Annotated in this window: 24 protein-coding genes and 2 pseudogenes; 9 read left to right on the top strand and 17 right to left on the bottom strand. The window is 33.8% G+C overall.

What is annotated here, in order from left to right; translation table 11 throughout:
- Nucleotides 1-18: 18 nt before the first annotated feature.
- On the top strand, nt 19-366 hold the full coding sequence (locus ACVWXS_RS21980; protein WP_456960158.1) for a hypothetical protein: 348 nt from the start codon (nt 19-21) through the stop codon (nt 364-366).
- Nucleotides 367-518: 152 nt separating this feature from the next.
- Here the strand turns inward: ACVWXS_RS21980 and ACVWXS_RS21975 are convergent, their stop codons facing one another.
- From ACVWXS_RS21975 to ACVWXS_RS21960, 4 genes are all read right to left on the bottom strand, one after another.
- Nucleotides 519-1,061, bottom strand: a complete 543-nt coding sequence (locus tag ACVWXS_RS21975) for a DUF2812 domain-containing protein (RefSeq protein WP_456960157.1) — start codon at nt 1,059-1,061, stop codon at nt 519-521.
- Nucleotides 1,061-1,378: a PadR family transcriptional regulator gene (locus ACVWXS_RS21970; protein ID WP_068984582.1), complete on the bottom strand. Its 318-nt coding sequence runs from the start codon at nt 1,376-1,378 to the stop codon at nt 1,061-1,063. Before ACVWXS_RS21970 ends, ACVWXS_RS21975 begins: the two co-directional genes overlap by 1 nt.
- A 250-nt stretch (nt 1,379-1,628) precedes the next feature.
- Nucleotides 1,629-2,465, bottom strand: a complete 837-nt coding sequence (locus ACVWXS_RS21965; protein ID WP_456960156.1) for a CbrC family protein — start codon at nt 2,463-2,465, stop codon at nt 1,629-1,631.
- A 38-nt stretch (nt 2,466-2,503) separates the two neighbouring features.
- Entirely contained in the window at nt 2,504-2,815 is a 312-nt protein-coding gene (locus ACVWXS_RS21960) for an antibiotic biosynthesis monooxygenase family protein (RefSeq protein WP_423489603.1), read from the bottom strand.
- A gap of 173 nt (nt 2,816-2,988) precedes the next feature.
- On the opposite strand from ACVWXS_RS21960, the gene ACVWXS_RS21955 reads away from it, so the two are divergent.
- On the top strand, nt 2,989-3,660 hold the full coding sequence (locus ACVWXS_RS21955; RefSeq protein ID WP_456960155.1) for a response regulator transcription factor: 672 nt from the start codon (nt 2,989-2,991) through the stop codon (nt 3,658-3,660).
- Entirely contained in the window at nt 3,660-4,895 is a 1,236-nt protein-coding gene (locus ACVWXS_RS21950) for a sensor histidine kinase (protein WP_456960154.1), read from the top strand. Before ACVWXS_RS21955 ends, ACVWXS_RS21950 begins: the two co-directional genes overlap by 1 nt.
- Before the next feature lie 52 nt (nt 4,896-4,947).
- On the opposite strand, the gene ACVWXS_RS21945 is transcribed toward ACVWXS_RS21950, so the two are convergent.
- Genes ACVWXS_RS21945 through ACVWXS_RS21930 form a run of 4 tightly spaced genes read right to left on the bottom strand, consistent with a single transcriptional unit; the run spans nt 4,948 to nt 7,317 of the window.
- Nucleotides 4,948-5,502: a ferric reductase-like transmembrane domain-containing protein gene (locus ACVWXS_RS21945; RefSeq protein ID WP_368635103.1), complete on the bottom strand. Its 555-nt coding sequence runs from the start codon at nt 5,500-5,502 to the stop codon at nt 4,948-4,950.
- Nucleotides 5,503-6,402 (bottom strand): FAD:protein FMN transferase, encoded by a 900-nt coding sequence (locus tag ACVWXS_RS21940; RefSeq protein WP_456960153.1) that lies wholly within the window; start codon nt 6,400-6,402, stop codon nt 5,503-5,505. It lies immediately after the preceding gene.
- 13 nt (nt 6,403-6,415) lie between these two features.
- Complete coding sequence (locus ACVWXS_RS21935) at nt 6,416-6,658, bottom strand: hypothetical protein (RefSeq protein WP_456960152.1); 243 nt, start codon at nt 6,656-6,658, stop codon at nt 6,416-6,418.
- An 11-nt stretch (nt 6,659-6,669) separates the two neighbouring features.
- Nucleotides 6,670-7,317 (bottom strand): stalk domain-containing protein, encoded by a 648-nt coding sequence (locus ACVWXS_RS21930; protein WP_456960151.1) that lies wholly within the window; start codon nt 7,315-7,317, stop codon nt 6,670-6,672.
- A 347-nt stretch (nt 7,318-7,664) separates the two neighbouring features.
- Between ACVWXS_RS21930 and ACVWXS_RS21925 the strand changes: the two are divergent.
- Nucleotides 7,665-7,840: pseudogene (locus ACVWXS_RS21925) on the top strand (glycosyl transferase family 2); the annotation flags it as partial.
- Nucleotides 7,841-8,125: 285 nt separating this feature from the next.
- On the opposite strand, the pseudogene ACVWXS_RS21920 reads toward ACVWXS_RS21925, so the two are convergent.
- From ACVWXS_RS21920 to ACVWXS_RS21905, 4 genes and pseudogenes are all read right to left on the bottom strand, one after another.
- Nucleotides 8,126-8,191, bottom strand: a pseudogene (locus tag ACVWXS_RS21920) (DUF4256 domain-containing protein); the annotation flags it as partial.
- Between the two features lie 3 nt (nt 8,192-8,194).
- The gene (gene yiaA, locus ACVWXS_RS21915; RefSeq protein WP_068984589.1) at nt 8,195-8,665 is read right to left on the bottom strand and encodes an inner membrane protein YiaA; all 471 of its coding nucleotides are present in this window, start codon (nt 8,663-8,665) and stop codon (nt 8,195-8,197) included.
- 221 nt (nt 8,666-8,886) lie between these two features.
- Nucleotides 8,887-9,183 carry a hypothetical protein gene (locus ACVWXS_RS21910; RefSeq protein WP_456960150.1) on the bottom strand — a complete coding sequence of 99 codons (297 nt, stop codon included), beginning with the start codon at nt 9,181-9,183 and terminating at the stop codon, nt 8,887-8,889.
- Nucleotides 9,184-9,574: 391 nt separating this feature from the next.
- Entirely contained in the window at nt 9,575-10,999 is a 1,425-nt protein-coding gene (locus ACVWXS_RS21905) for a DHA2 family efflux MFS transporter permease subunit (RefSeq protein WP_456960149.1), read from the bottom strand.
- A 171-nt stretch (nt 11,000-11,170) separates the two neighbouring features.
- Here ACVWXS_RS21905 and ACVWXS_RS21900 point away from each other — a divergent pair, with 171 nt between their 5' ends.
- On the top strand, nt 11,171-11,716 hold the full coding sequence (locus ACVWXS_RS21900) for a TetR/AcrR family transcriptional regulator C-terminal domain-containing protein (RefSeq protein ID WP_456960148.1): 546 nt from the start codon (nt 11,171-11,173) through the stop codon (nt 11,714-11,716).
- Nucleotides 11,717-11,917: 201 nt separating this feature from the next.
- Here ACVWXS_RS21900 and ACVWXS_RS21895 read toward each other — a convergent pair whose 3' ends face one another.
- Nucleotides 11,918-12,367, bottom strand: a complete 450-nt coding sequence (locus tag ACVWXS_RS21895; RefSeq protein WP_456960147.1) for a VOC family protein — start codon at nt 12,365-12,367, stop codon at nt 11,918-11,920.
- A 113-nt stretch (nt 12,368-12,480) separates the two neighbouring features.
- Here ACVWXS_RS21895 and ACVWXS_RS21890 point away from each other — a divergent pair, with 113 nt between their 5' ends.
- From ACVWXS_RS21890 to ACVWXS_RS21875, 4 genes are all read left to right on the top strand, one after another.
- The gene (locus ACVWXS_RS21890) at nt 12,481-13,419 is read left to right on the top strand and encodes a helix-turn-helix transcriptional regulator (protein ID WP_456960146.1); all 939 of its coding nucleotides are present in this window, start codon (nt 12,481-12,483) and stop codon (nt 13,417-13,419) included.
- A gap of 892 nt (nt 13,420-14,311) precedes the next feature.
- A complete protein-coding gene (locus tag ACVWXS_RS21885; RefSeq protein ID WP_456960144.1) occupies nt 14,312-14,779 on the top strand; it encodes a LytTR family DNA-binding domain-containing protein in 468 nt (155 codons plus the stop codon).
- Between the two features lie 81 nt (nt 14,780-14,860).
- Complete coding sequence (locus ACVWXS_RS21880) at nt 14,861-15,379, top strand: hypothetical protein (RefSeq protein ID WP_456960143.1); 519 nt, start codon at nt 14,861-14,863, stop codon at nt 15,377-15,379.
- Nucleotides 15,380-15,403: 24 nt separating this feature from the next.
- Entirely contained in the window at nt 15,404-15,796 is a 393-nt protein-coding gene (locus ACVWXS_RS21875; RefSeq protein ID WP_456960142.1) for a DUF3021 family protein, read from the top strand.
- A gap of 285 nt (nt 15,797-16,081) precedes the next feature.
- Here ACVWXS_RS21875 and ACVWXS_RS21870 read toward each other — a convergent pair whose 3' ends face one another.
- The 4 genes from ACVWXS_RS21870 to ACVWXS_RS21855 are packed head-to-tail and all read right to left on the bottom strand — an operon-like array spanning nt 16,082 to nt 20,300.
- Entirely contained in the window at nt 16,082-17,545 is a 1,464-nt protein-coding gene (locus ACVWXS_RS21870; protein ID WP_456960161.1) for a sodium:solute symporter family protein, read from the bottom strand.
- A gap of 7 nt (nt 17,546-17,552) precedes the next feature.
- A complete protein-coding gene (locus ACVWXS_RS21865; RefSeq protein WP_456960141.1) occupies nt 17,553-17,759 on the bottom strand; it encodes a DUF3311 domain-containing protein in 207 nt (68 codons plus the stop codon).
- A gap of 31 nt (nt 17,760-17,790) precedes the next feature.
- Nucleotides 17,791-19,080, bottom strand: coding sequence for an amidohydrolase (locus ACVWXS_RS21860; protein ID WP_456960140.1), 1,290 nt, complete (start codon nt 19,078-19,080; stop codon nt 17,791-17,793).
- Nucleotides 19,077-20,300 (bottom strand): MalY/PatB family protein, encoded by a 1,224-nt coding sequence (locus tag ACVWXS_RS21855; protein WP_456960139.1) that lies wholly within the window; start codon nt 20,298-20,300, stop codon nt 19,077-19,079. The genes ACVWXS_RS21860 and ACVWXS_RS21855 overlap by 4 nt, the downstream gene beginning before the upstream one ends.
- Nucleotides 20,301-20,488: the final 188 nt, after the last annotated feature.

Below are 20,488 nucleotides of genomic sequence, written 5' to 3'. Positions count from 1 at the left end.
CATTTATGAGGTGATTTTTTGACACAACCATCAATCGAACAATTACAAGCACTTGAAGCTGAAATTGAACAAACATTATATACTTTAATCGACCTAGAATTAGAAGAAAACTTCCCAGAAATGAATACTCACTTTGCACAATTACTGGCAAAGGTACAAGCTGCTCAGTTAATTGATTATAAGCTTGATGTCCTCGTTGACCCTCAAGCATTCCCAACAGAAACATGTATTCTGCTACAAAGTTTAATAGAGGCAAAGGCTAGACCACATAAAAGACAACGACTCCTCACGTATCGTATGATTTTGAAAATATGGCTACGTAAAAATCAACGTTTTATGAATGAATTTTTACCACAAATGTTTTAGGCGCCACTTGACTTCTCAAGGGCGCCTCCTTATATTTCTGATTGATATTACAGTCGATTTTCTTATTTTATCAGGTGTGTTAATTAACATTTTTACCCACTTTTATTTATTAGAAGAAACACTGGTTTCCGCTACGTTCCGTTCTTTCTTCATTAATATTTGGACCTTAATCGTAGGTTTTTCCACATATGATAGTAGACTCCACAAGAAGTCATCACGGCTGGAACTGTAAAAATAAATGAATATGTAAATCCTTGCTGTGCAATGTATTGAATTGTTCCAGAGGTAAATGTCATAAATATCCACAAAAATATAGTGATAGCAAGAGCAACTGATGCTACTAAATTAACAGGCTTCGCAAGACGATTTAATTTATCTAAAGAAGATTCAGCATCACTATAAATAGGTGTAGTGCCTGGAGCGGCTTTAAAAATATGCATATCAGTACTTGAACAAACATGTGTCCAGCCACCGTAAGCAAAAAGTTCAAAATACTCTTCTTCTTCAGTAGCTCGTAATTTACGATAGTCGATATTGTAAATTACTTCTTCTGAATCGCCTTTCTCTAGCTCATAGCCTGCAAATCGAAATCTTTTTAGATGCCAGCCCTTTGCCGCTTTTTTACTTAATTTTTTCATATCGCGTTCCTCAAAAAAAGCTAAACCATCTGATATCATATATCTCTTATCAAGCACTATATATTCCCCCTTTGTAATCCCTGCTCTGCTAAATGAATCATGACCTTTCTTCTTTCAATATCTTCAAGTAATATTTCTCGACCTTTATCCGTTAAGACATAGACTTTTCTACGAGAATCCGAATCATCGTGTAGCTGAATAAGCTGTTCAGCTACTAGTTTTTTTATAATTGTATAAAGGGATGCTGGTCCAACTACAAAAGTACCCTTTGTCGTCTCCTCTATTAAACTCATGACAGCATAGCCATGTCGAGGCTCCGTTAAGGCCGCCATAATATAAAAAACAGAATCTGTTAACTGCTCTAATGATTTCATTGTCTACACCTCCAACATATCACAAAATGATATATCATAAAACAATATATCATTTTGTGATATATCAAGCAACTCTTTAAAGCATTTACTCCAAAATATTAAAAATCCCCACCTAGCTTTGGAGGGGATAATTATACGCTCTTTAATTTTCACGAACTGGACGATTCAATGTAGCTGATCTCTGAGCGTTTCTTTTCTCGTGTTTTAATCTAACAACAGAAAGTCATCTCCCGCTTTCTAACATATTCATTTAACTAAAATCAGAAAAAAGGACATAGAGACCACATTCCAAACATTGAAATAAATACCCTTGATGATGCCCATTATTCATGAGGGATTCTGACAACTCTTCATTAGAAAATCCAGTATAATTCTCAAATTGTTCTGTAATGCCTAGCTCCACTAGCTCACTCCAGCCAACATAGCCAATAAATGCACAATAATCTGAGCAATGAGCCATCCAATTATTACCTTGCCAACTAACATAACCTGGTGTTCTACACATAACTTCCTCAGTAAAATTTGCATTTACAACACTCTTATCGTTTATTAAATCTTGCTGGAAAGTACCGTCGTATTTTTTAGCAGCTGCACCAATATGTATACATGTAGGGCAGAGATATTCAACCTCTTCAATAGCGTAAATACCCCCAGTATAATAAACATCTACTTCCTGTTCACAGCAATCACAGGTAACAACTGCTTCTGCTTCAAAGATTTTGGATTGCAATGGATTTGGTAAATATTTAAATTCAGGTATTACCGTTTTAGTTGTTTGATCCTCTCTAATTTTACAAGGATACAAGGGCTTCACAAAATTCGGATTATCTATGTAATATTTTATTGATCCGAGTTTTTTCCGATCTTTTTTATTCCCTAAATCCATAACTGAAGTGAAAATTTTATAGGCATCAGCATACATTCTAAGCATGCAGTAGACGTCTACAAGTATCCTTAGATTTTCCTCCGTTTGTTCTTCAAGTTTCAATTTTTCCTTGAACTCATGCATTTGATTAATTCTATCTGGATTTGAAGGATTGAAATTTTTCCTTTGTTCATGCCATTCTTCTAAAATAGATGTAGTCATATATTAACTCCCTCTATAAGGATTTGACGTTCCTCAATTTAATTCATTGTAAAAGAATAATCTTTAATGACTTTACAAATTTCCACGTTATATTGTGTATACCATTGTTCTTTGCCAAATTGCTGTGCAACTAGATGTTTAGAATTCTCTTTCCAAGCCTGGATTGCCTCTAGTGATTCCCAATAGGATACAGTAATCCCCTTCCCTTCAACACTTCTAGCACTTTCTACACGGAGAAAACCAGGCTGTTTTTGTGCTAGTTCATCCATTACTTCTGCCATTTTGGCATAGCCCTCTCCATCCTTATCTGTTCTTTGTGATGTGAAAATTACGGCATAATATGTTTCCATAGCTATTTACCCCCACCTCTTTATGTATTATTGTAAACGATAAATACTTGTACGAAAATCGAAATATGGAATGCATAATTTTAAATTTAGTGTTGCCGAATGGAACCTTTTCAGTTTCATTTCATTTTTTATGCGTATATTTAGCTGAATATAGTAAACAGGAGGAAGCTGCCTTGAAAATATTATTAGCAGAAGATGATGCACGACTAAGAAGAAATATCGTTCATATTTTAAAGAAAGAATTTCATAATGTGACAGAGGCCGGGGATGGACAAGATGCGCTAGACCATACTCTTATAGAGACTTATGATCTTGTTATTTTAGACTGGATGATGCCGCAGCTTAGTGGAATTGATGTATGCCAGCAGTTAAGAGACACTGGATTCAATGGTAGTATTTTAATGCTAACAGCAAAGGACGATACAGTAGACATCATTAAAGGGCTTGATAGTGGCGCAGATGATTACATAGTAAAGCCATTTAAAATAGAGGAACTATTAGCTAGAGTTCGCGCATTACTACGAAGAAAAGATAAAGTAATTGAACAGGTTATCCAAATAAATCATTTACAACTAAATATAGATTCCCGAGTATTTTTGTGCAGTAATGAAGAAATTGACTTAACTAAAAATGAATTTTTACTTTTAGAATATTTATTTATCAATAAAGGTCGTGTACTTACAAGGGAACAGATTTGTATTTATATATGGGGCTACGATTATGATGTTTCGAATAATTCCTTAGATGCTTTAGTGAAGCTTGTGCGAAAAAAAATTGATGATGGTCAATCCAAATCACGTATTCAAAATGTCAGAGGTATTGGCTACAAGCTGAGGGAAAACTAATGTTTCATAAAACGAGAAAAAAATTATCCTTTTTGTATGCAACACTTTACTTTTTATTATTTTCATTATTCGTTATTGTACTATACTTTTCACTCGTTAAATTGATGGAAAATCAACAAATAAACGAATTAGAGGATTTTTACGCTAAGCAAGAGCACGATTTTTTTGAACACGTCTATGCAAACACAAAAACTTTAAATTATAATCCAAATCGTAATTTTTTTTACTATATTTACACAAAGGATCATCATTTTGTTCATGGCGACGAATCTTACAAAGGGCTGAAAAAACAGGTTGAAAAAGTATTTGACAATAGCAACCCACGTGAAGAACTCCTAAAACATTATGAATGGCAAGAAGAGCATTTTCTTCTTCTAAAAAAGCCAATTTTAAACAACGATACGGTAGTCGGGTATATTATCGTTGGTAAATCTGTAACGTCACAGCATCACTTTTTCCAAAATGCAAAGTATTTACTAATATTCTTAACTTGTATCTCGACAGTCTTAATCGGACTACTGAGCTATTATATGGCAGGTAAAGCGATGATACCTATTCAATGGTCGTTCGATAAACAAAAAAAGTTTGTATCCGATGCCTCCCATGAATTACGAACACCACTCAGTATTTTTTATAGTTCACTTGAAATTTTAGAAGTTGAGGAAGCAAAACAATTAAGCTCCTTTGGAAAAGAATTAATTGCGGATTTAAAAGACGAGGCTGAAATAATGAAAGAGCTCATAGAAAAACTGCTGTTCTTAGCAAGACACGATCAGCAGCAGGCTTCTATTCATAAAGAAATAATACCATTATCTACTTTACTCAATAAAGTAAGCTCAAAATTTCAAAAGATTATGCCTTCTGACATACAGTTTTCCACTGAAATTCAAGAGAACATCGAGCTACTTGGAGATGCTTCAAAAATGCAAGAGCTACTTTATATTTTATTAGACAATGCGACAAGGTATACAAATAGTGGAAAAATCACACTTACACTTTTAAAAAATCAAGGGTTTGTAAAAATTACTGTTGCTGATAGTGGAATTGGTATGACTGAACAGGAATTGCCTTTAGTGTTTGAGCGATTCTACAGAAGTGACTCTGCTCGTCAACGAAATGGTACTGGTTTAGGTCTTGCCATAGCAAAAGCAATAGTAGAGCAGCATGACGGAAAAATTTATGCAACAAGTAAAGTAGGTAAAGGCACTACATTTCATATTGAAATTCCTATTTAAATATTGATTATCTTAAAGGAGTCGGGGCTTTTTAGAACAGCCCCGATTCTCTTTAATGATTGTGCGATGTTGAAATATTCCCTTTATTTTTGAGCTGACTTATTGTTCTTACCATCAATATCAACAAGATCCCCCCTCCAGAAGCTACATAAAACATGATAACGAAAGTATTTTCTGAATCAGTTCCAATAAGCACTCCATGGGCAAGTGACAATACCCACGCTGGTAACACAAGAAAGTGAAGTTTTTTCCATAAGGAGCGATTCATCGTTCGCATCCATAAATCCGATGACATGATTACCATTAGAAATAAATAGAATGCTATTGTTCCAAGGGCTGATGGTAGGGACTCATATTCAGCTGAGAAAGGGATTAAAATCTCTCCTAAATTAAAAGGCTCATAGTGATCGATGATAAGCACTAACATATGCCCAATCACAGTGACTAGCCCTAGCCATCCTGCGTTTTGATGTATATGATAAATTAAATTTTTATGTGCTTTTACAAATGATGATTTTCTCAATAAACCAAATATAACAGAAATTGTAAAGTAAAAATACGCTAAAAATCCGAATAATCGAATCCATTCCCATGTACTTATTAACATTTATTTCACTCCTGTCATCCTCCAATTTGCTGCTTTCCCTTCTTTCACAATAAAGCGGGCACTTTGCTGACAATTTTTTTCGAACCATTGCTGAAGTTCATCTTCCTTCATAAGAAAGCAAAGTTTTGCACCAACCTCTGCATCACATAAAGAGGACGTGACGACTGAAGCTTGTAGCACATCTGTTTCAGCAACTTCACCTGTTTGTCCGTTCAATAAATGATGCTTCTTCTTTGTTCCTTGCACCCAGCTTCGATAAACTTGATTGGATGTAGCAATGGCACCTGTTTTCATTTTAATTGAGCTAATTTCCTTGTCGATATTCCAGGCATCTGCAACACCGATCGTCCAAGTCTTTTCCCCAGAAGACCACATTTTCATATCCCCTCCCCCGTCTATTAGTCCAAAATCAGAAGAGACATCTTGCTCAAGCCAATTAGCCAACTTCTCAATAGCATATCCTTTGGCAAACCCACCTAAATCAATTTCCTGCTGTGCTACCTTCATCACTTGCCCATCATCTAGAAATTGAAATGGTTGATCTACAATAAAAGGTTCGTTTTGAAATGTCTTACTTTTAACTGTTACAAATGGGAAAGATTGATTGTAGCCATGCTGTTCTAATTGCAATTTAAGATATGGTGAAAATAAACCATGAGAAAGTTGATAATATTGATCTGCTTGCACTAAACAATCATATAATAACGAACTAATGCGTAGCGTTTCTCCCATTTTTAAATCATTAAGTTGTGATAATTCGTTGCTTGGTTGAAACCTTGACCACTCTTGCGCTACGTATTGAAGCCATTTCTCTGCTTTTTCTTTCCATGTGAAATGACTACCTTTTGGCATAGCAATATAAAATTCTGTATTCATTATTTGTAAAGTTAGTGTATCCACACGACCAACTCCATTAAGTTCTTTTCGTTTTTCGCTCGCTTTTAACAGCGGGTTGACTTGTCATTTCAAAGTTCGTCCAATCAAGCTGCACTAGCTCTTTTTCTCTTTTTGTCATTTTGTGCTGATTTACATCTTGACTATTATTTGTGCGTGTTGTTTCGGCTTGTGTTGAGCTGTTAATTTGGGTTAAAATCGCTGCGGCTAAAAGGATCCCTGACGCTCCTAATACCCACTTTGCCTTTTTCGGCTCTTTCATAATAGTTCCCCCTAATTCATAATTGGCTGACATACAAACGTTTGATTACTTTCTTGCCATTCTGCTAGATAGCCTAAGCCATTCGTTATTGTACTAATAGGAACATATAATTCTTCATTGACATAAAATGCTTGTGCAGGAGATGGCGTTTTCACGTTATTATCATAGACAACGTTTGTTCCAGCACGGAAAAGTAATTCATTCGCTTGATATTGAATAGCCAAAATTTTACTTTCTTTGTAAAAGGTCGCTTTCGCTCCTAAAACCTGTGCTACTGTTTTTCCCGGCACAAAAAATTCTCCGTCTTTTGGTATCACAGAAAAGTTCAGCTCCTTATTTGTCCCTTCTACTTTTAATGTGACCTTTTGAGAGTTCGTGAAAGGTAATACTTCTTTATCTGTTACAACTGTTCGTGTCCAAATATTCCAAGTACCTTTTTCACTTACCGCATCTTGAAAATAGTAAGTTTCTTCCCCTTCATCATCAGCATCATCATCGTAATATTCCTCATCATGCTCGTAATCGTCATCATCATCGTCTTTATACTCTTCATGTTCTTTATATTCATGTTTGTCGTCATCTGCAAGTACAACTACGCCATTTGTTATAAAACCTGCCAATGCAAGAACGAAAATAAGACCAATTTTTTTCACCTTCATCTACAACTCTCCTTTCTTTTGACTTCATTTTAGGTTTTAAAAGTGAAAGGAGACTGAATTTTTAAAACAAAATTAGTCATACAAAAAGCCATTCCTATGGACAGATTTCTCTGCACCTAGAAATAGCTTGGTTTATCAGTTTATTATTCTTTAGAGTTTCTCTTCACTTCGATGTTTCCCTAAAATCTTCTTCCATAGGTATAATACAGTGTAGGTGGTAATAAAGTTTGATTATATTAGCTGGGTCAGTTATTTGAATTCCCTTTTCATCTTTTTTTGTAAATTTAGGAACTACTTCCTTCACAGATCCTGCATTATCTTCAATATTAATAGGCTAAATTATTATTATGAACGAACATGTGTTGTCTAAAGCAGAGGAGAACTTAGTCACTGAAAAGTATATTGACGGCGGAGTGACAGGAAAATTTGAAAGATTGTCTTTAGAAATTTCCGCTCAACTTTGTTATTAATTGGGCCGCTTTTCTTTAAATATGAAGCAATTTCTGTGGGTATCTTTTGGTGCTAATCTTAAAGGAACAGACCAGACATATGCGGATGAAGCATATTATGAAAATCAAGATAGATAAAAATAGCTATCTACTAATTTGGACCTGAGTACAGCCCGAGGTTTATTTATCAGCAAATGCAAAAACCCCATTTTGAAAAAAGATTGATCAAAATGGAGTTAATCTTTCTAACTAAGTATGAGATTTTTATAAAAAAAGTTTGGTTAATTAAATGAGCCTTATTCAGCTAAGAATGAAAAGAAGCCTTTCCACAATTTAAATGTAGCTGTCTATGCAACAATTTAGACCCTTAGTGAGCCACGGAAACCCCTTGCAGCATAATAGGATTCTGCTCCGTTGTGGTACATAACTCAATCTTTTTCTCTTGCTCTCTGTGTATCTCTTATATTCTTTTGAACCGTTATAGCTGCAAATAAACTAAGAACAAATGCCATACCATAAAATCCTTTTTCGCTTAAAACAATACTTCCTGCATTGTATAAACCGATGGCAATTAATGAAATAGATACAATTAGTGCGAACCAACTAATACCATAATAAATACTCGTAACCGGTATTCCCTCATCTTTATCTCTAACTGCTTTTTGTAAAGATATCGCCGAATAAAGTCCGAATACTAAAACTGCAAAGTAAAATCCTTTTTCGTTCAATAGCATATTTGCATTAAACAAACCTATAAGATAAGACGAAACACCTACTAATAGCGCTGCCCACGATGCCCCTTTGAAGGCTTGAGTCGGTTCTCCCTCTTTCCTTTCTTCTTTCACTTTTAATTCATTTCGTTTTCCTTTATCTAACAAAACTTCATTTTCATTGGTCATTCAATTTTCCGCCTCCATCTTTTAATCTAATAAAAATGGAGCACTAGAGACACTGTAGTGCACCTACATCTATTATATAGAAATCATTTGCAAATAATATATAACTTTATTATTATTTTCCATTCAGGATTTTTAAACTCACGACTTGCTACACTAACCTGCCATTAAGTTGAACAAGAAAAAACGATCTTCGTTATTAATCATTAGCTGTCTTCTTAATCTTATGGTGCCGAGAACCCATAGAAAAAGGCTATGGCAAACATGAAAAAAAATACGAAAACAATAAAAATACCATTCGAAATGACACTGAAAACCCTTATACCAGTTTGTTTTGTCTTGATCCCCAAAATCATTGCCACTATAAATCCAATATCAATCATTAAAAATAAGAAAATCGATATCCTTAAATCTGAGTTTGGAATTCCACTAAATAAAACCAATAATGCTGCCACAACTAATACTACAGTCATTATCAATGATATGGCAGCTAGTCTATTGCTCTTACTTTGATTCTCCACAAAACCACCTCTTCCTCATTTTACCAAAATAACATTGATTTTAAAATATGGTTTGCATTTTGTCACCTTACACCCTGATATTACCTACAATAGCAATAACATAAATTAAAATATTATGCGTGTTGATTGGGAAAAAATAGGTTTATTATTGAATGATAAAAGGATTTTTTTGTTGTTATTTTACTAATATATTCCCATTGCCAACTGATTGTAGCGTAGGGCTGCTCGACGCTCGCCCGCAGGAAAGCGAGTAACCCGTAGAGGAAATCAGAGTCTTCTAATTAATTAGGATAGATAAAAATGATTGATAAACACACCTGATATAATATTGTTCAATTCCAAACTAAAAGCCATTATACGGTTTATGTTCGTATAACAGCTTTAAATAAAATTATTGAATTTTCTGCACTCTCGGCATAAAGCATGCAACTACTAATCCGACGATTGCAAATACTAGCATAACTAAATATGCATCATTGGTACTCAAAATAGACGATAATTGACGAATATTTTCGTGAACAACTTGCTGTGTTTCAAGTGTCGTAGCATGAGCAGTTGATTGAATTGAATAAATAGTCATGACAACAGCTGTTCCAATAGCACCTGCAAGTTGGCGAACCGTATTATTAACAGCAGATCCATGTGAACCTAATTCTCGTGGAAGTGCATTTAAGCCAGCTGTATTTAAGGGCATCGTAATAAAACTTAACCCTATTCGTAAAATAATTGTACGAATCATTAGGTATAAAAAGGTCGTAGAAGAGGTTAAATCCAGTACGCCCCATATAGAAATAATAATAAATACTAGTCCAGTTATAAATAAAGGTTTAGCCCCATATTTATCAAACATTTTCCCTGTGACTGGTGAAAGGAAGGCGTTAATGACTGCTCCAGGTAAGAGTAGCAATCCTGCTTCTAATGCTGTAAAACCTCGCCCGTTTTGTAAGTACATTGGTAGCAAAATTAAATCAGCGTACATAATCACCGTAATAACAACATTAATAATTGATGTTAATGTAAAAATTTTATACTTGAAAACAGTTAAATTTAATAATGGATCTTTTGACTTGATTTGTCGGATACAGAACAGAGATGTAATGATCATACCAATAATGGTCGTTGTTAAAACAGTTACATCATCCCAGCCTTTACTTCCTGCACTACTAAATCCAAATAGAATACTGCCAAACCCTATTGTTGAGAGTAAAATACTAAACATATCCAACTTTACTTTTGTTGTTTCTGCGACATTCATTAAATACTTATTTGCTAACAAAATAACAGCCATTACAAATGGAACTAGCCCGATAAATAGCCAACGCCATGAGAAATATTCAATGAGGAAACCTGAAAGTGTAGGAGCAATTGCAGGTGCAAATATCATGGCAAACCCTATTTTCCCCATTACAGCTCCGCGCTTTTCAGCAGGATATAAATATAAAATTACCGTCATCATAAGAGGTACGATTATGCCGGCTCCGACAGCTTGAATCATACGTCCAGTTAATAGTAGGCCAAAATTCATCGCACTCCCACAAACAATTGAACCGATTAATAAAAAGCCCATTGAGCTTATAAACAGTTGTCTCGTCGTAAATCTCTTCATTAAAAATGCAGTAATTGGGACAAGTACCCCATTAACAAGCATAAATCCAGTAGATAACCATTGGATGGTAGCTGCATCTACTTGAAATACATCCATTAAGTTACTAAGTGCAACATTTAACAATGTTTGATTTAAAGTGGATAAAAAACACCCCATTATTAATACGACCAATAAAGTAGTCTTTGCTCTTTCTGATAATTCGTTTTGCATATGAACCCCTTACTATTGAAGCTTGTATTATCGACAATTTGTCGATAAAGTATATGGTATCAGAAAGCTATATCTCTTGACCATAAACAATATTTTTGAAATTGTTCAGTAGTCGACAATAATAAAATAGCTGTCGATGAAACAAGAGATGATGAACAGAGGAGTGAACAAATGTCTACGGATAAAAAAGAAGATCCAAGGTCGATTAGAACAAAGGAAATGTTTAAGAACGCGGTCCTACAATTATTAAGTGCAGGGGAAAAGACATCTTCATTGACCGTACAAAAAGTGGCGCAGGCTGCAAAATTAAATCGCACAACTTTTTATTTACATTACCATGATATTCAGGAATTAATTGAACACCAAACCCGCGAAATCATGGAAGAAATTTCAATTCAAATAATGACGCTTATTGATACTAAAGATTTGTCGGAAAAAGAGCAATTGACGAAGCTATTAGATAACTTATATAGTCACCGTGAATACTTATTAATTTTATTTGACAATGATGAATTCGAAGAAAAGCTATTTATTTTTTTCCAACAACTTGTAATAAAAAGACGAGAGAATAGTAAGCAAATACTCCCAGAAAACTATGTAACAGTTGATATTAAAACGGCTTCGTTAATTGGTGTTATTATGTGGTGGATCAGGAAAGGTTTACACTTCAGTTCGGACTATATAGCCAATCAAATTTATCTATTGTATAAAAGTTAAAGTACAGGCTGGCGAATTGAATTAGGTTAATGTAAATTTAACTCAATTCATTATTTACCATCAGCAATAAATAAGCTGGGTATAGATTACTCCCATACCCAGCATTTCTTCTCCTTCGAACTTAGCTACACAATTAAGGTGCTCTCTCTCTTAAACGTTACCGTCAAACTGCATTCTAAAAAATAACAATGTACCATAATATTAACGCAATCTATCATCGAACATTAATTGTATTTGAATACCAAACGGGTCTTCAATTATTCCGTATGCTTTGCTAAAAACATTATTAGCTAACGGAACAATGATTCTTACTCTCTTATCTGCTGTCAGACTCTTATAAAAATGTTCGATTTCTTCTAAGTCCGCACTTTGAATACACAGTGAAGTGTTATTCCCCGCTACATATTTTTCTGTAACATCCATTGTATCTTCTGCCAGCATTACTTTTGTTCTTCCAATGGATAAAACGGAGTGAGAAATATGATTTTTATTCTCTTCCGTAAGCTGCAGCGAGCTATCGCGTTTGGCCATGTCCTCATAAGTAACGACTAATAATTCCTCTGCATTAAAATGCTTTTTGTAAAAATCGACCGCTTCTCTAGCTTTTCCGTTCATGGATAGGAAAATGGCTACTTCTAGTGTTGTACTCATATTACAATCTCCTTTATAAAATAATTTCGGTAGATATCTTATCGATTGATATTACCTCGATCTTATTTTAAGATGTAAAGGTATCAAAACGTGACACCTTTAAGGAGATTTGTATGAAGAAATCAGAAAGAATAAATGACATGATTAGATACTTAAATAATCGGGAGTACTTTAATTTAAGTGACCTAATGACTAAATACAATATTTCCAAAAGTACAGCTCTACGTGATATTAGTTCATTAGAACAATTAGGTATGCCTATTTTTACTGAGCATGGCAGGCATGGACGTTATGGTCTTTTAAAAAATAGATTGCTATCCCCCATTATCTTTACGATTGATGAAGTGTATGCTCTGTACTTTGCCATGCTAACGCTAGAATCATATCAATCAACACCATTCCATTTAAGTGTTACTAAACTAAATGAAAAATTTGAAAACTGTCTGTCTAAAAATCAAATACAGCAAATTCACAAAATGAAAAAAGTTCTGCAATTTGAAGTAAATCAGCATAATCATGTAAGTCAATTTTTAGATAAAATTTTAAAAAGCGTTCTTAATGAAAGCACCTGTAAGATTCAGTATTTGAAAAATAACGAGCACAAAAATTACCATGTCCAATTTTTCAAAATTTCTGCTAGGTTTGGTCAATGGTATGCTACTGGAATAGAGTTCAATACGAATAAATATAGAGTTTTCAGATGTGATAAAATAACCTCTTTAGAAGAACAAGATATCAACTCACACTTTTCTATTGATCATCTTATTCGTCGTTCATTAGAAATTTATAAATCGAAGGAGAGTATTGACTTTGAAGTGGAGATTTCAGCACAGGCAAAGGATATTTTTTATAAAGAACATTTCCCTTCTATGAAATTAGAAATTGGTAGTAAAACAGTCGTGAAGGGATTTTATAATCCTAGAGAAGAGAAATTTATTGCTAATTACTTTCTGAAATACGGTCATCATGTTTTAACAGTGAAGCCTGATTCATTAAAGCATAATATCCAAGATGCCATACAAAACCTTTTCAATCACTATCAAAAATTATAAATCAGCTTGCGGATCACAATATAAAAAAGTTTGCCCTCACGTTGCTAAAAAAACTATAGCAGACAGAAAAGGAGCCAAACGAAAGATAAATGGTCCCGCAAGCTCCGGCACACCAATAGAAACAGTAAACATTTGCTGAAAGAAGTTAAAAACCTCCAAAAAGAGACTGGGATAAAACAGGTTAAAACCTTAAAAAGCGCGAGAAATCAATGTTAGAAAGTAAGCCCGTAATCAAATAACGCATATAAATAACCAGGCACCTCCGGTACTGTCAACTACCAAACTAACAATTGTCCCTGTGACACTAGATCAGATCACTGACAACTCTTCATCTTCACCACAAAACTCTCCTGAGCCGAGCTGCATCATTAAAACAACTAGTGCTGAAATTTCCTTCTTTAATGGCGTAGATGAGCGCATCATCCAAACGATCCTGAAGGAGTTGAATAATCAATGAAGCAAGATTGTACGACTACGCCATTTGTTATAAAACCTGCCAATAATAGAACTAAAATAAGACCAATTTTTTTCATCTTCACCTACACCACTCCATTTCCTTTGACTTCATTTTAGGTTTTAAAAATGATAGGGGACTGAATTTTTAAAACAAATATAGTCATACGAAAAAGCCATTCCAATGGACAGATTCCTCTGCACTTAGAAATAGCTCGGTTCCTTAGTCTATTATTCTTTAGAGTTTCGCTTTGATTATATATTTATCTCTACCTTTTCGAGACAAATCACAAAACTATTTTGGTAAAACTATCTTACAATTGCAAAAAGACCAAGTAACTAGGTCTTTTTTGATATACTCTTTACAAATATCGCAGTAACTTTTACTGTAAATAAATAAATTACTAAGAATCAATTTTGAAAGGAATATATGTCTTAAATGAAAGTAAACATTAAAATTATTGAAAAACTTAAAGAAGAATCATGTACATTTAACATTCATAAAGTAACATCCTTTATTCAAGATATCGTATCAACTCTTGAAAAAAGCTCTGACAACTATTTAATAGCAAATTCTACATCAAAAAACGAACAAGAAAAAGTTCCTTATTCCAATATATTTTATTTAGAATATCTTGAACGAAAAATATTCATTTATACAAATGATACTATTTTTGAAACAAAGAGCCCATTATATAAATTAGAACATGATCTTCCCAATAACTTTATTAGAATCTCGAAAACTATCATTATCAATATTCATTTTTTAAATAAATTTTTGGTTAAACCTAATGGTAATCTTGAAGCATTTCTCACTAACGAAGAGAAAGTAATTGTGTCAAGAAAATATGTATCTTCTTTGAAAAAGACACTAACAAGATATTCCAAAAGTCCACTTATGTATTGATTTTTACCACATATGTTAATACGTATTTCTTTATTCCCCCTTTGATGCCATTATGGATAACATCAAAGGAGGCATTAAAAAATGTATAACAACCTTACAGAAATATTTTTAAGAACGCCATTGTGGGTATGGATATTATTATTCATTTTAATAAAAAGAGGGATTGCTATTTCCCAGGAAAGACCAATCAATTTATCTAAAATGTTTTTAGTTCCTTTTATCTTTATGATATGGGGATTAGAAAAAATGATCACTCAATTTTTGCACTTAGAGCTATGTTTAATAAGCTATTTCCTTTTCATACTTCCAGGCACTTTAATTGGTTATTTGTTGTATAAAAAATATCAAATTTTTCACATACAGGATTTAGTAATCATGAGAAAGAAATGCTATCTTCCATTAATCATTATTTTGATTAATTTTATGATGAAATATCTTTTAAATGTCACATTAGGCATTTCTCCATCATTTTATAATGACATTTCATTCAATATAATTTATTCTGCCATAAGTGGTCTATCTATAGGGCTTTTCTTTGGAGGAATTCTTTATACATATTATGTACACAAAGAATTAAACAAGCCTATCTTAAAATCATAAAAATTTTGAGGGGGAGACATTTCATTGCAATTAAAAAACAGACTACTTTCAGGTTTAGGAACTGGTGCATTTATTTATATGCTAGTTTTACTATCGAGAAAAAATATCATCTCTTCAGAAGCTGAGATTATTGGTGTGTTAATAATCTCAGCTTGCGCAGGTATTTTTACAATCATTTTTGAAATTGAAAAGATTAACTATTTGTTTGCTTTAGTCATCCATTTTATCTTGATGTTTCTATTAGTCTTCTCTATATCTTTATATAACAAGTGGACAGATAATTTTCTAAGTGCAGATTTTCTTGGTGGTTTTTTATTAATATATATATTTGCATGGATTATAACACTGATTAAGACTAAAAATGAGGCGAATGAACTTAATGCCTTACTAAAGCAGATGAGAAAATTTTTAAATTAAAAAGTGTTTAAAGAAACCAAATCATATTTACCAATATTAATCGGCAACATCCAATCTCCTCTCTCGAGGAATAAATGATACAGAAGATCACTCATTTTGCAGAGTGGTCTTTTGTATTATCTCCAAAAACTTCACTCAACTAGTTTTGATTCCAATCACTTAGTTTTGTCCTTTTTCTTTCCCAACATCTTAACAGCGTCATACCTGATGTTTTTTTAACAGATACATTTAAAGATGCTATTCCGAAATATAAAATAAAAACCCCATGACACTCAGGCTCCCTTTCTAAATGCTTTCTATACTTTCATCATCTTTAACAGTTACTTTCCTTGTAAAAACGCTAACCATTAAACTTACGAAAATATTAACACTCAATGCAAGGAAACCAATGTTGATATCTTGAATATAGGATGGCCAGCTTGGGAACAGCTTACTTAAATGAGCACCTGTAGCTGCTTGCCAACCTACAATCGTGACACCCACAATAATCCCAGCAAACACACCTTGTAAAGTTAATGGATTTTTCTTTATAAAGCTACATACAACCGCTGGTACAAATTGAGTTACTAGTCCATACCCCATTAAAAATAATAACGTAATTGCTCCGCCACCACTAAAAGTAAAGTAAAGTGCAACAAGTGCAATCACTGGAACTGAATAACGAGCAATGATACCAATTTGTTGATCAGTAGTTTGTGGACGAATAGGTTTTACAACATTTTTTGCAAATAATGTAGCTGCAGACATCAAAATCAATGAACCTGGAACAATTGCAGTTAATAGTCCTGCTGCTCCAATAAAGCCTACGATGACTGGATTAAATGTTTGCGTGGAGATTTTAAATAAAGCTAAATCCACAGCACCTCCTTCTAACCCTGGAACTTGTAAAATTGCTGCTGCTCCAGCAAATAAGATAAATAATAAAAATAATGCATAGATAGGAAGCATAATCGCATTTTTTCTTAAGGCATTTCCATTTTTCGCTGAAAAAGTAGCAACAAATGTATGCGGCCACATATAAAACCCTAACGATGTTAACATCATCGTTGAAATATACCATGAGGTACTAAAACCTGAATCTGGAAATGTTAAAAACCCTGGTTTAACAACTTCAATTGCTTCCCACATTGGTTGAATGCCACCATAATAATGTATAGGTAAGTAGATACCAAGGAATAACACGACACCAAGAATAAGAAAATCTTTCATAACAGCTGTCCAAGCCGATCCATGAATTCCTGAAACCATAACATAAGCAATCATTGCAATTGTGCCAATCCAAATTGTTATTTTCGGATCGATCGCTCCATAGGAAGCTTCAGAAACGATAATGCCTAGACCTTTTAATTGAATGATTAAATACGGAATTAGAGCAGCTAACCCTACAACGGCTACGAGCATGCCGAGAAATCTACTATTATATGCCTTTTCAAAAAAATCAGATTGTGATAGTAGACTATGTTTCTTTCCATAAGCCCATATTTTAGGTGTTAACCAGTAAGCAATTACATAGTTCAGCATCGCGATATTGTAAAATGCTACGCCACCTTTTCCATACATCCAACCACTTACCCCTAAAAATGCATTCGTTGTATAAATTTCACCAGCCATTAATAAGAAAATGAAGATAGATCCAAATCCACGGCCTCCAACACTCCATTGTTCAAGGCTCATATCTTTACCTCTACTTGCAGTAATACCTAAAAATAAAGCAATCACTAAGAAAATTACAATGATTCCAACTGAAATAATCATATTATTCCACCTCCTCTTCTGCATCAGGATTTATACGATGAACTATAATCATTAAACCAGTTCCTAAAAAGATCCATAAAACCATCCAAAATAATAGAAACGGGAGACCCAAAATATATGGTTCGGCACTTTTAATAAAAGGAACTCCTAAAGGCATTCCAAAATATGCAATGAACGTGAGTAAGTAACAGACCTTTTTTTGTGTCATTTTTCCTATCTCCTTTGTATTCAATGAAATTTTACTCATTTATTAATTGTTGGAATCCGTTATCAATAAATAGACTATTTATATCTCTTTTATCAGGAGTAAAATTAACTTGTTTTTCACTATCTAGAAAATCAATTGTGTATTGTATAGTAGCCGCCACACCTAGTTTTAAAGCATCTTCATCTAGGTCAAAGTAAACATTATGATGTTCTGCCCCAATCCCTTCTTCGAGGTTTTGTATGCCAACGAATGCAAACACACCTGGGAAGTATTTTTCATAAAACGCAAATGATTCTGATGCCATCCAAGCTGGGATTGAATGTAATGCATCTGTACCAATTGTATTTTTCACTGCATTAATCGCAATCTGTGCACATTCTTTTTGATTATAGACGATTAAGTCGGATTCTTTAGGTTCTGTAATAAATTCATAAGTGCAATTATGCAGGTCACAGACTTTTTTTAGGATTCTCTTAAATTCTTTTGCTGCATGGGCACCTTGGTCATAATCTAAATATCTGGCTGTTCCTGAGAACTGTAAACTTTCTGGAATTATATTTGCTGCGGAACCTGAACTAATCGTTCCAATTGAATAGGTAATCGTTTTAAAAGGATCTAGAGTATTTAATCTCATCGCTCTTAAATTGTTATAAAAATCGGTAAAACAATCTAATGGAGCAACTGACAAATCTGGTCTGGAACCATGTCCACTTTTTCCTTTTATTAAAACATCGAAAACAAAAGAAGCTGCCATTCTTGGACCTGGATCAACAGATATTTTTCCAGTCGGAAGATCAGATTTTAAATGGATACCCCAAATTCCGTCTCCTCCGATTTCGTGTAATCGTTTACAGAGATTATAAATTCCTCCGCCCATTTCTTCCCCTTGTTCAAAAGCTAGGAGCACTCTTCCTTTAATTTTGTCATTGTGTTGAGTCAATATTTTCGCTGCACCTAAAAGCATCGCTGTATGTCCATCATGTCCACAAGTATGAGCAGCTTGGTCAGTCTCAGAAAACACCACTTTTTTCTTTTTTAAATTATTTTCTTCTTCCTTCATCGGCAATGCATCTAGATCTGCCCTAAGAATTAAAGTTTTTCCCACTTGATTCCCTTGAATATAACCAATAATTCCGCCATCAGGGACAATCTCGTAATTAATGCCTAATTTAGTTAACTCGTCTGTAACCACTTTCATTGTCCGTACTTCTTGTAATCCGATTTCAGGATGTCTATGGAGATCTCTTCTTATATCAATTACATAATCTTCTATTTCTTTTGCAGCTTTTAATGCATCAAGCTCAAATTCGATTGCTTTCATTTTCTATACACCTCTTCTAATAGGTTTTTAGATTCGATATCTTGGAATTCTAAAGCGATTCTTTCAAGTGCTTCTTTTATAAGTGGTCTTGGTGAAGGGGTACAGATTCTTTGAAAGTCATTACCTTCAATTCCAAACAAGTGACCATCTTCAAGTATGACATTGGCTTTGTTATAGATACGGTCATGAACTTCTTGAGCTGAAAGACCATATCCACTAAAGTCCATCCACATCACGTATGTTCCTTCAGGGATCCTAACTTTGACTGTAGGCATTTTTTCAACTAAGTAATTTTTCACATATTCTATTGTGTCGTCAATATATTCTGTTATTTGCGCTAACCATTCTTCTCCTTCGTTATAGACAGCTATAAGAGCTGCAATTGTAAACGGTGATGGTAACTGCATCCCCATTGTGTCGCTAAAGATTTTTCTAATCTCCGGGTTTGAAATAATAACATTTGTACAGTGCAGACCTGCAACATTAAATGTTTTATTGATGGCTGTACACGTGATGATATGATCCGTACTGTTTGCAACTTTTGCGATGGGTGTAAATTTTTGATTTTTTCTAATAAGATCCCCATGAATTTCATCAGCTACAATAATTACATTATTTTTCGCACAGATATCCGAAAGCGTTTTTAATTCCTCATATGTTAAAACCCTTCCAGTCGGATTGTGTGGACTACAGAGAATGAACATTGTTGTATTTTCTTCTTTTGCTTTTGCTTCAAAATCCTCAAAATCAATTGTGTAATACCCTTCAGCATCACATTTCAACGCATTATTTCGAACAACTCTTCCATTTCCTTCTATCGCAGCTGTGAAAGGCGGATAAACTGGACGTTGAATAATGATACCTTCACCAGGTTTAGTTAAAGCTTTTACAGCTATATTCAAGGCATGTACTGTTCCAGGGCTATATACAATCTCTTCTCTTTTGATTGTCCAATCATGCCTCTTTTTAAACCAATGCCGAATTGATTCAAAGTACGCATCTGGAAAAACAGAATATCCAAAAATACGATGATCAACTGTTTTATGTAGTGCATCTATCAATGGTTGCGGAACGGGTAAATCCATATCTGCTGTAAATAGTGGAATGGTCTCATAGTCATATCTTTCTGTATAACCAATTGTTTTAATTAAATCTCCGCCATCCCACTTAAAAGAATAAGTATTTCGGCGATTAACAATTTCATCAAAATTATATTCCAATGCTTTCCCTCCTCTTCTTTGTATCCAAATTTTCTATTTAATCTCGGTTTTTAAAACGCTTAGATTAAATTTTTCTCAGTTTAACACCTTAACCGTAAAACGGTCAATGGTAAATTTCAGAATTTTTTTAAAATTATATAGATTCGAAACAGATGGTAAAATAAAATTAAATTTGCCTCTAATTATGG

It is taken from the genome of Lysinibacillus sp. TE18511, assembly GCF_054062295.1.
The sequence above is the reverse complement of the archived record's forward strand: the minus strand, read 5'-3'. Positions and strand labels throughout refer to the sequence as shown.

Bases quoted from the DNA above. Each gene is read 5' to 3' on its own strand.
- ACVWXS_RS21905 (WP_456960149.1), bottom strand. From the start codon at position 10,999: ATGCAAAACGAATTATCAGAAAGAGCAAAGACTACTTTATTGGTCGTA.
- ACVWXS_RS21900 (WP_456960148.1), top strand. From the start codon at position 11,171: ATGTCTACGGATAAAAAAGAAGATCCAAGGTCGATTAGAACAAAGGAA.
- ACVWXS_RS21965 (WP_456960156.1), bottom strand. From the start codon at position 2,465: ATGACTACATCTATTTTAGAAGAATGGCATGAACAAAGGAAAAATTTC.
- ACVWXS_RS21930 (WP_456960151.1), bottom strand. From the start codon at position 7,317: ATGAAGGTGAAAAAAATTGGTCTTATTTTCGTTCTTGCATTGGCAGGT.
- ACVWXS_RS21890 (WP_456960146.1), top strand. From the start codon at position 12,481: ATGAAGAAATCAGAAAGAATAAATGACATGATTAGATACTTAAATAAT.
- ACVWXS_RS21960 (WP_423489603.1), bottom strand. From the start codon at position 2,815: ATGGAAACATATTATGCCGTAATTTTCACATCACAAAGAACAGATAAG.
- ACVWXS_RS21935 (WP_456960152.1), bottom strand. From the start codon at position 6,658: ATGAAAGAGCCGAAAAAGGCAAAGTGGGTATTAGGAGCGTCAGGGATC.
- ACVWXS_RS21865 (WP_456960141.1), bottom strand. From the start codon at position 17,759: ATGACACAAAAAAAGGTCTGTTACTTACTCACGTTCATTGCATATTTT.
- ACVWXS_RS21895 (WP_456960147.1), bottom strand. From the start codon at position 12,367: ATGAGTACAACACTAGAAGTAGCCATTTTCCTATCCATGAACGGAAAA.
- ACVWXS_RS21860 (WP_456960140.1), bottom strand. From the start codon at position 19,080: ATGAAAGCAATCGAATTTGAGCTTGATGCATTAAAAGCTGCAAAAGAA.
- ACVWXS_RS21950 (WP_456960154.1), top strand. From the start codon at position 3,660: ATGTTTCATAAAACGAGAAAAAAATTATCCTTTTTGTATGCAACACTT.
- ACVWXS_RS21885 (WP_456960144.1), top strand. From the start codon at position 14,312: ATGAAAGTAAACATTAAAATTATTGAAAAACTTAAAGAAGAATCATGT.
- yiaA (WP_068984589.1), bottom strand. From the start codon at position 8,665: ATGACCAATGAAAATGAAGTTTTGTTAGATAAAGGAAAACGAAATGAA.
- ACVWXS_RS21880 (WP_456960143.1), top strand. From the start codon at position 14,861: ATGTATAACAACCTTACAGAAATATTTTTAAGAACGCCATTGTGGGTA.
- ACVWXS_RS21970 (WP_068984582.1), bottom strand. From the start codon at position 1,378: ATGAAATCATTAGAGCAGTTAACAGATTCTGTTTTTTATATTATGGCG.
- ACVWXS_RS21945 (WP_368635103.1), bottom strand. From the start codon at position 5,502: ATGTTAATAAGTACATGGGAATGGATTCGATTATTCGGATTTTTAGCG.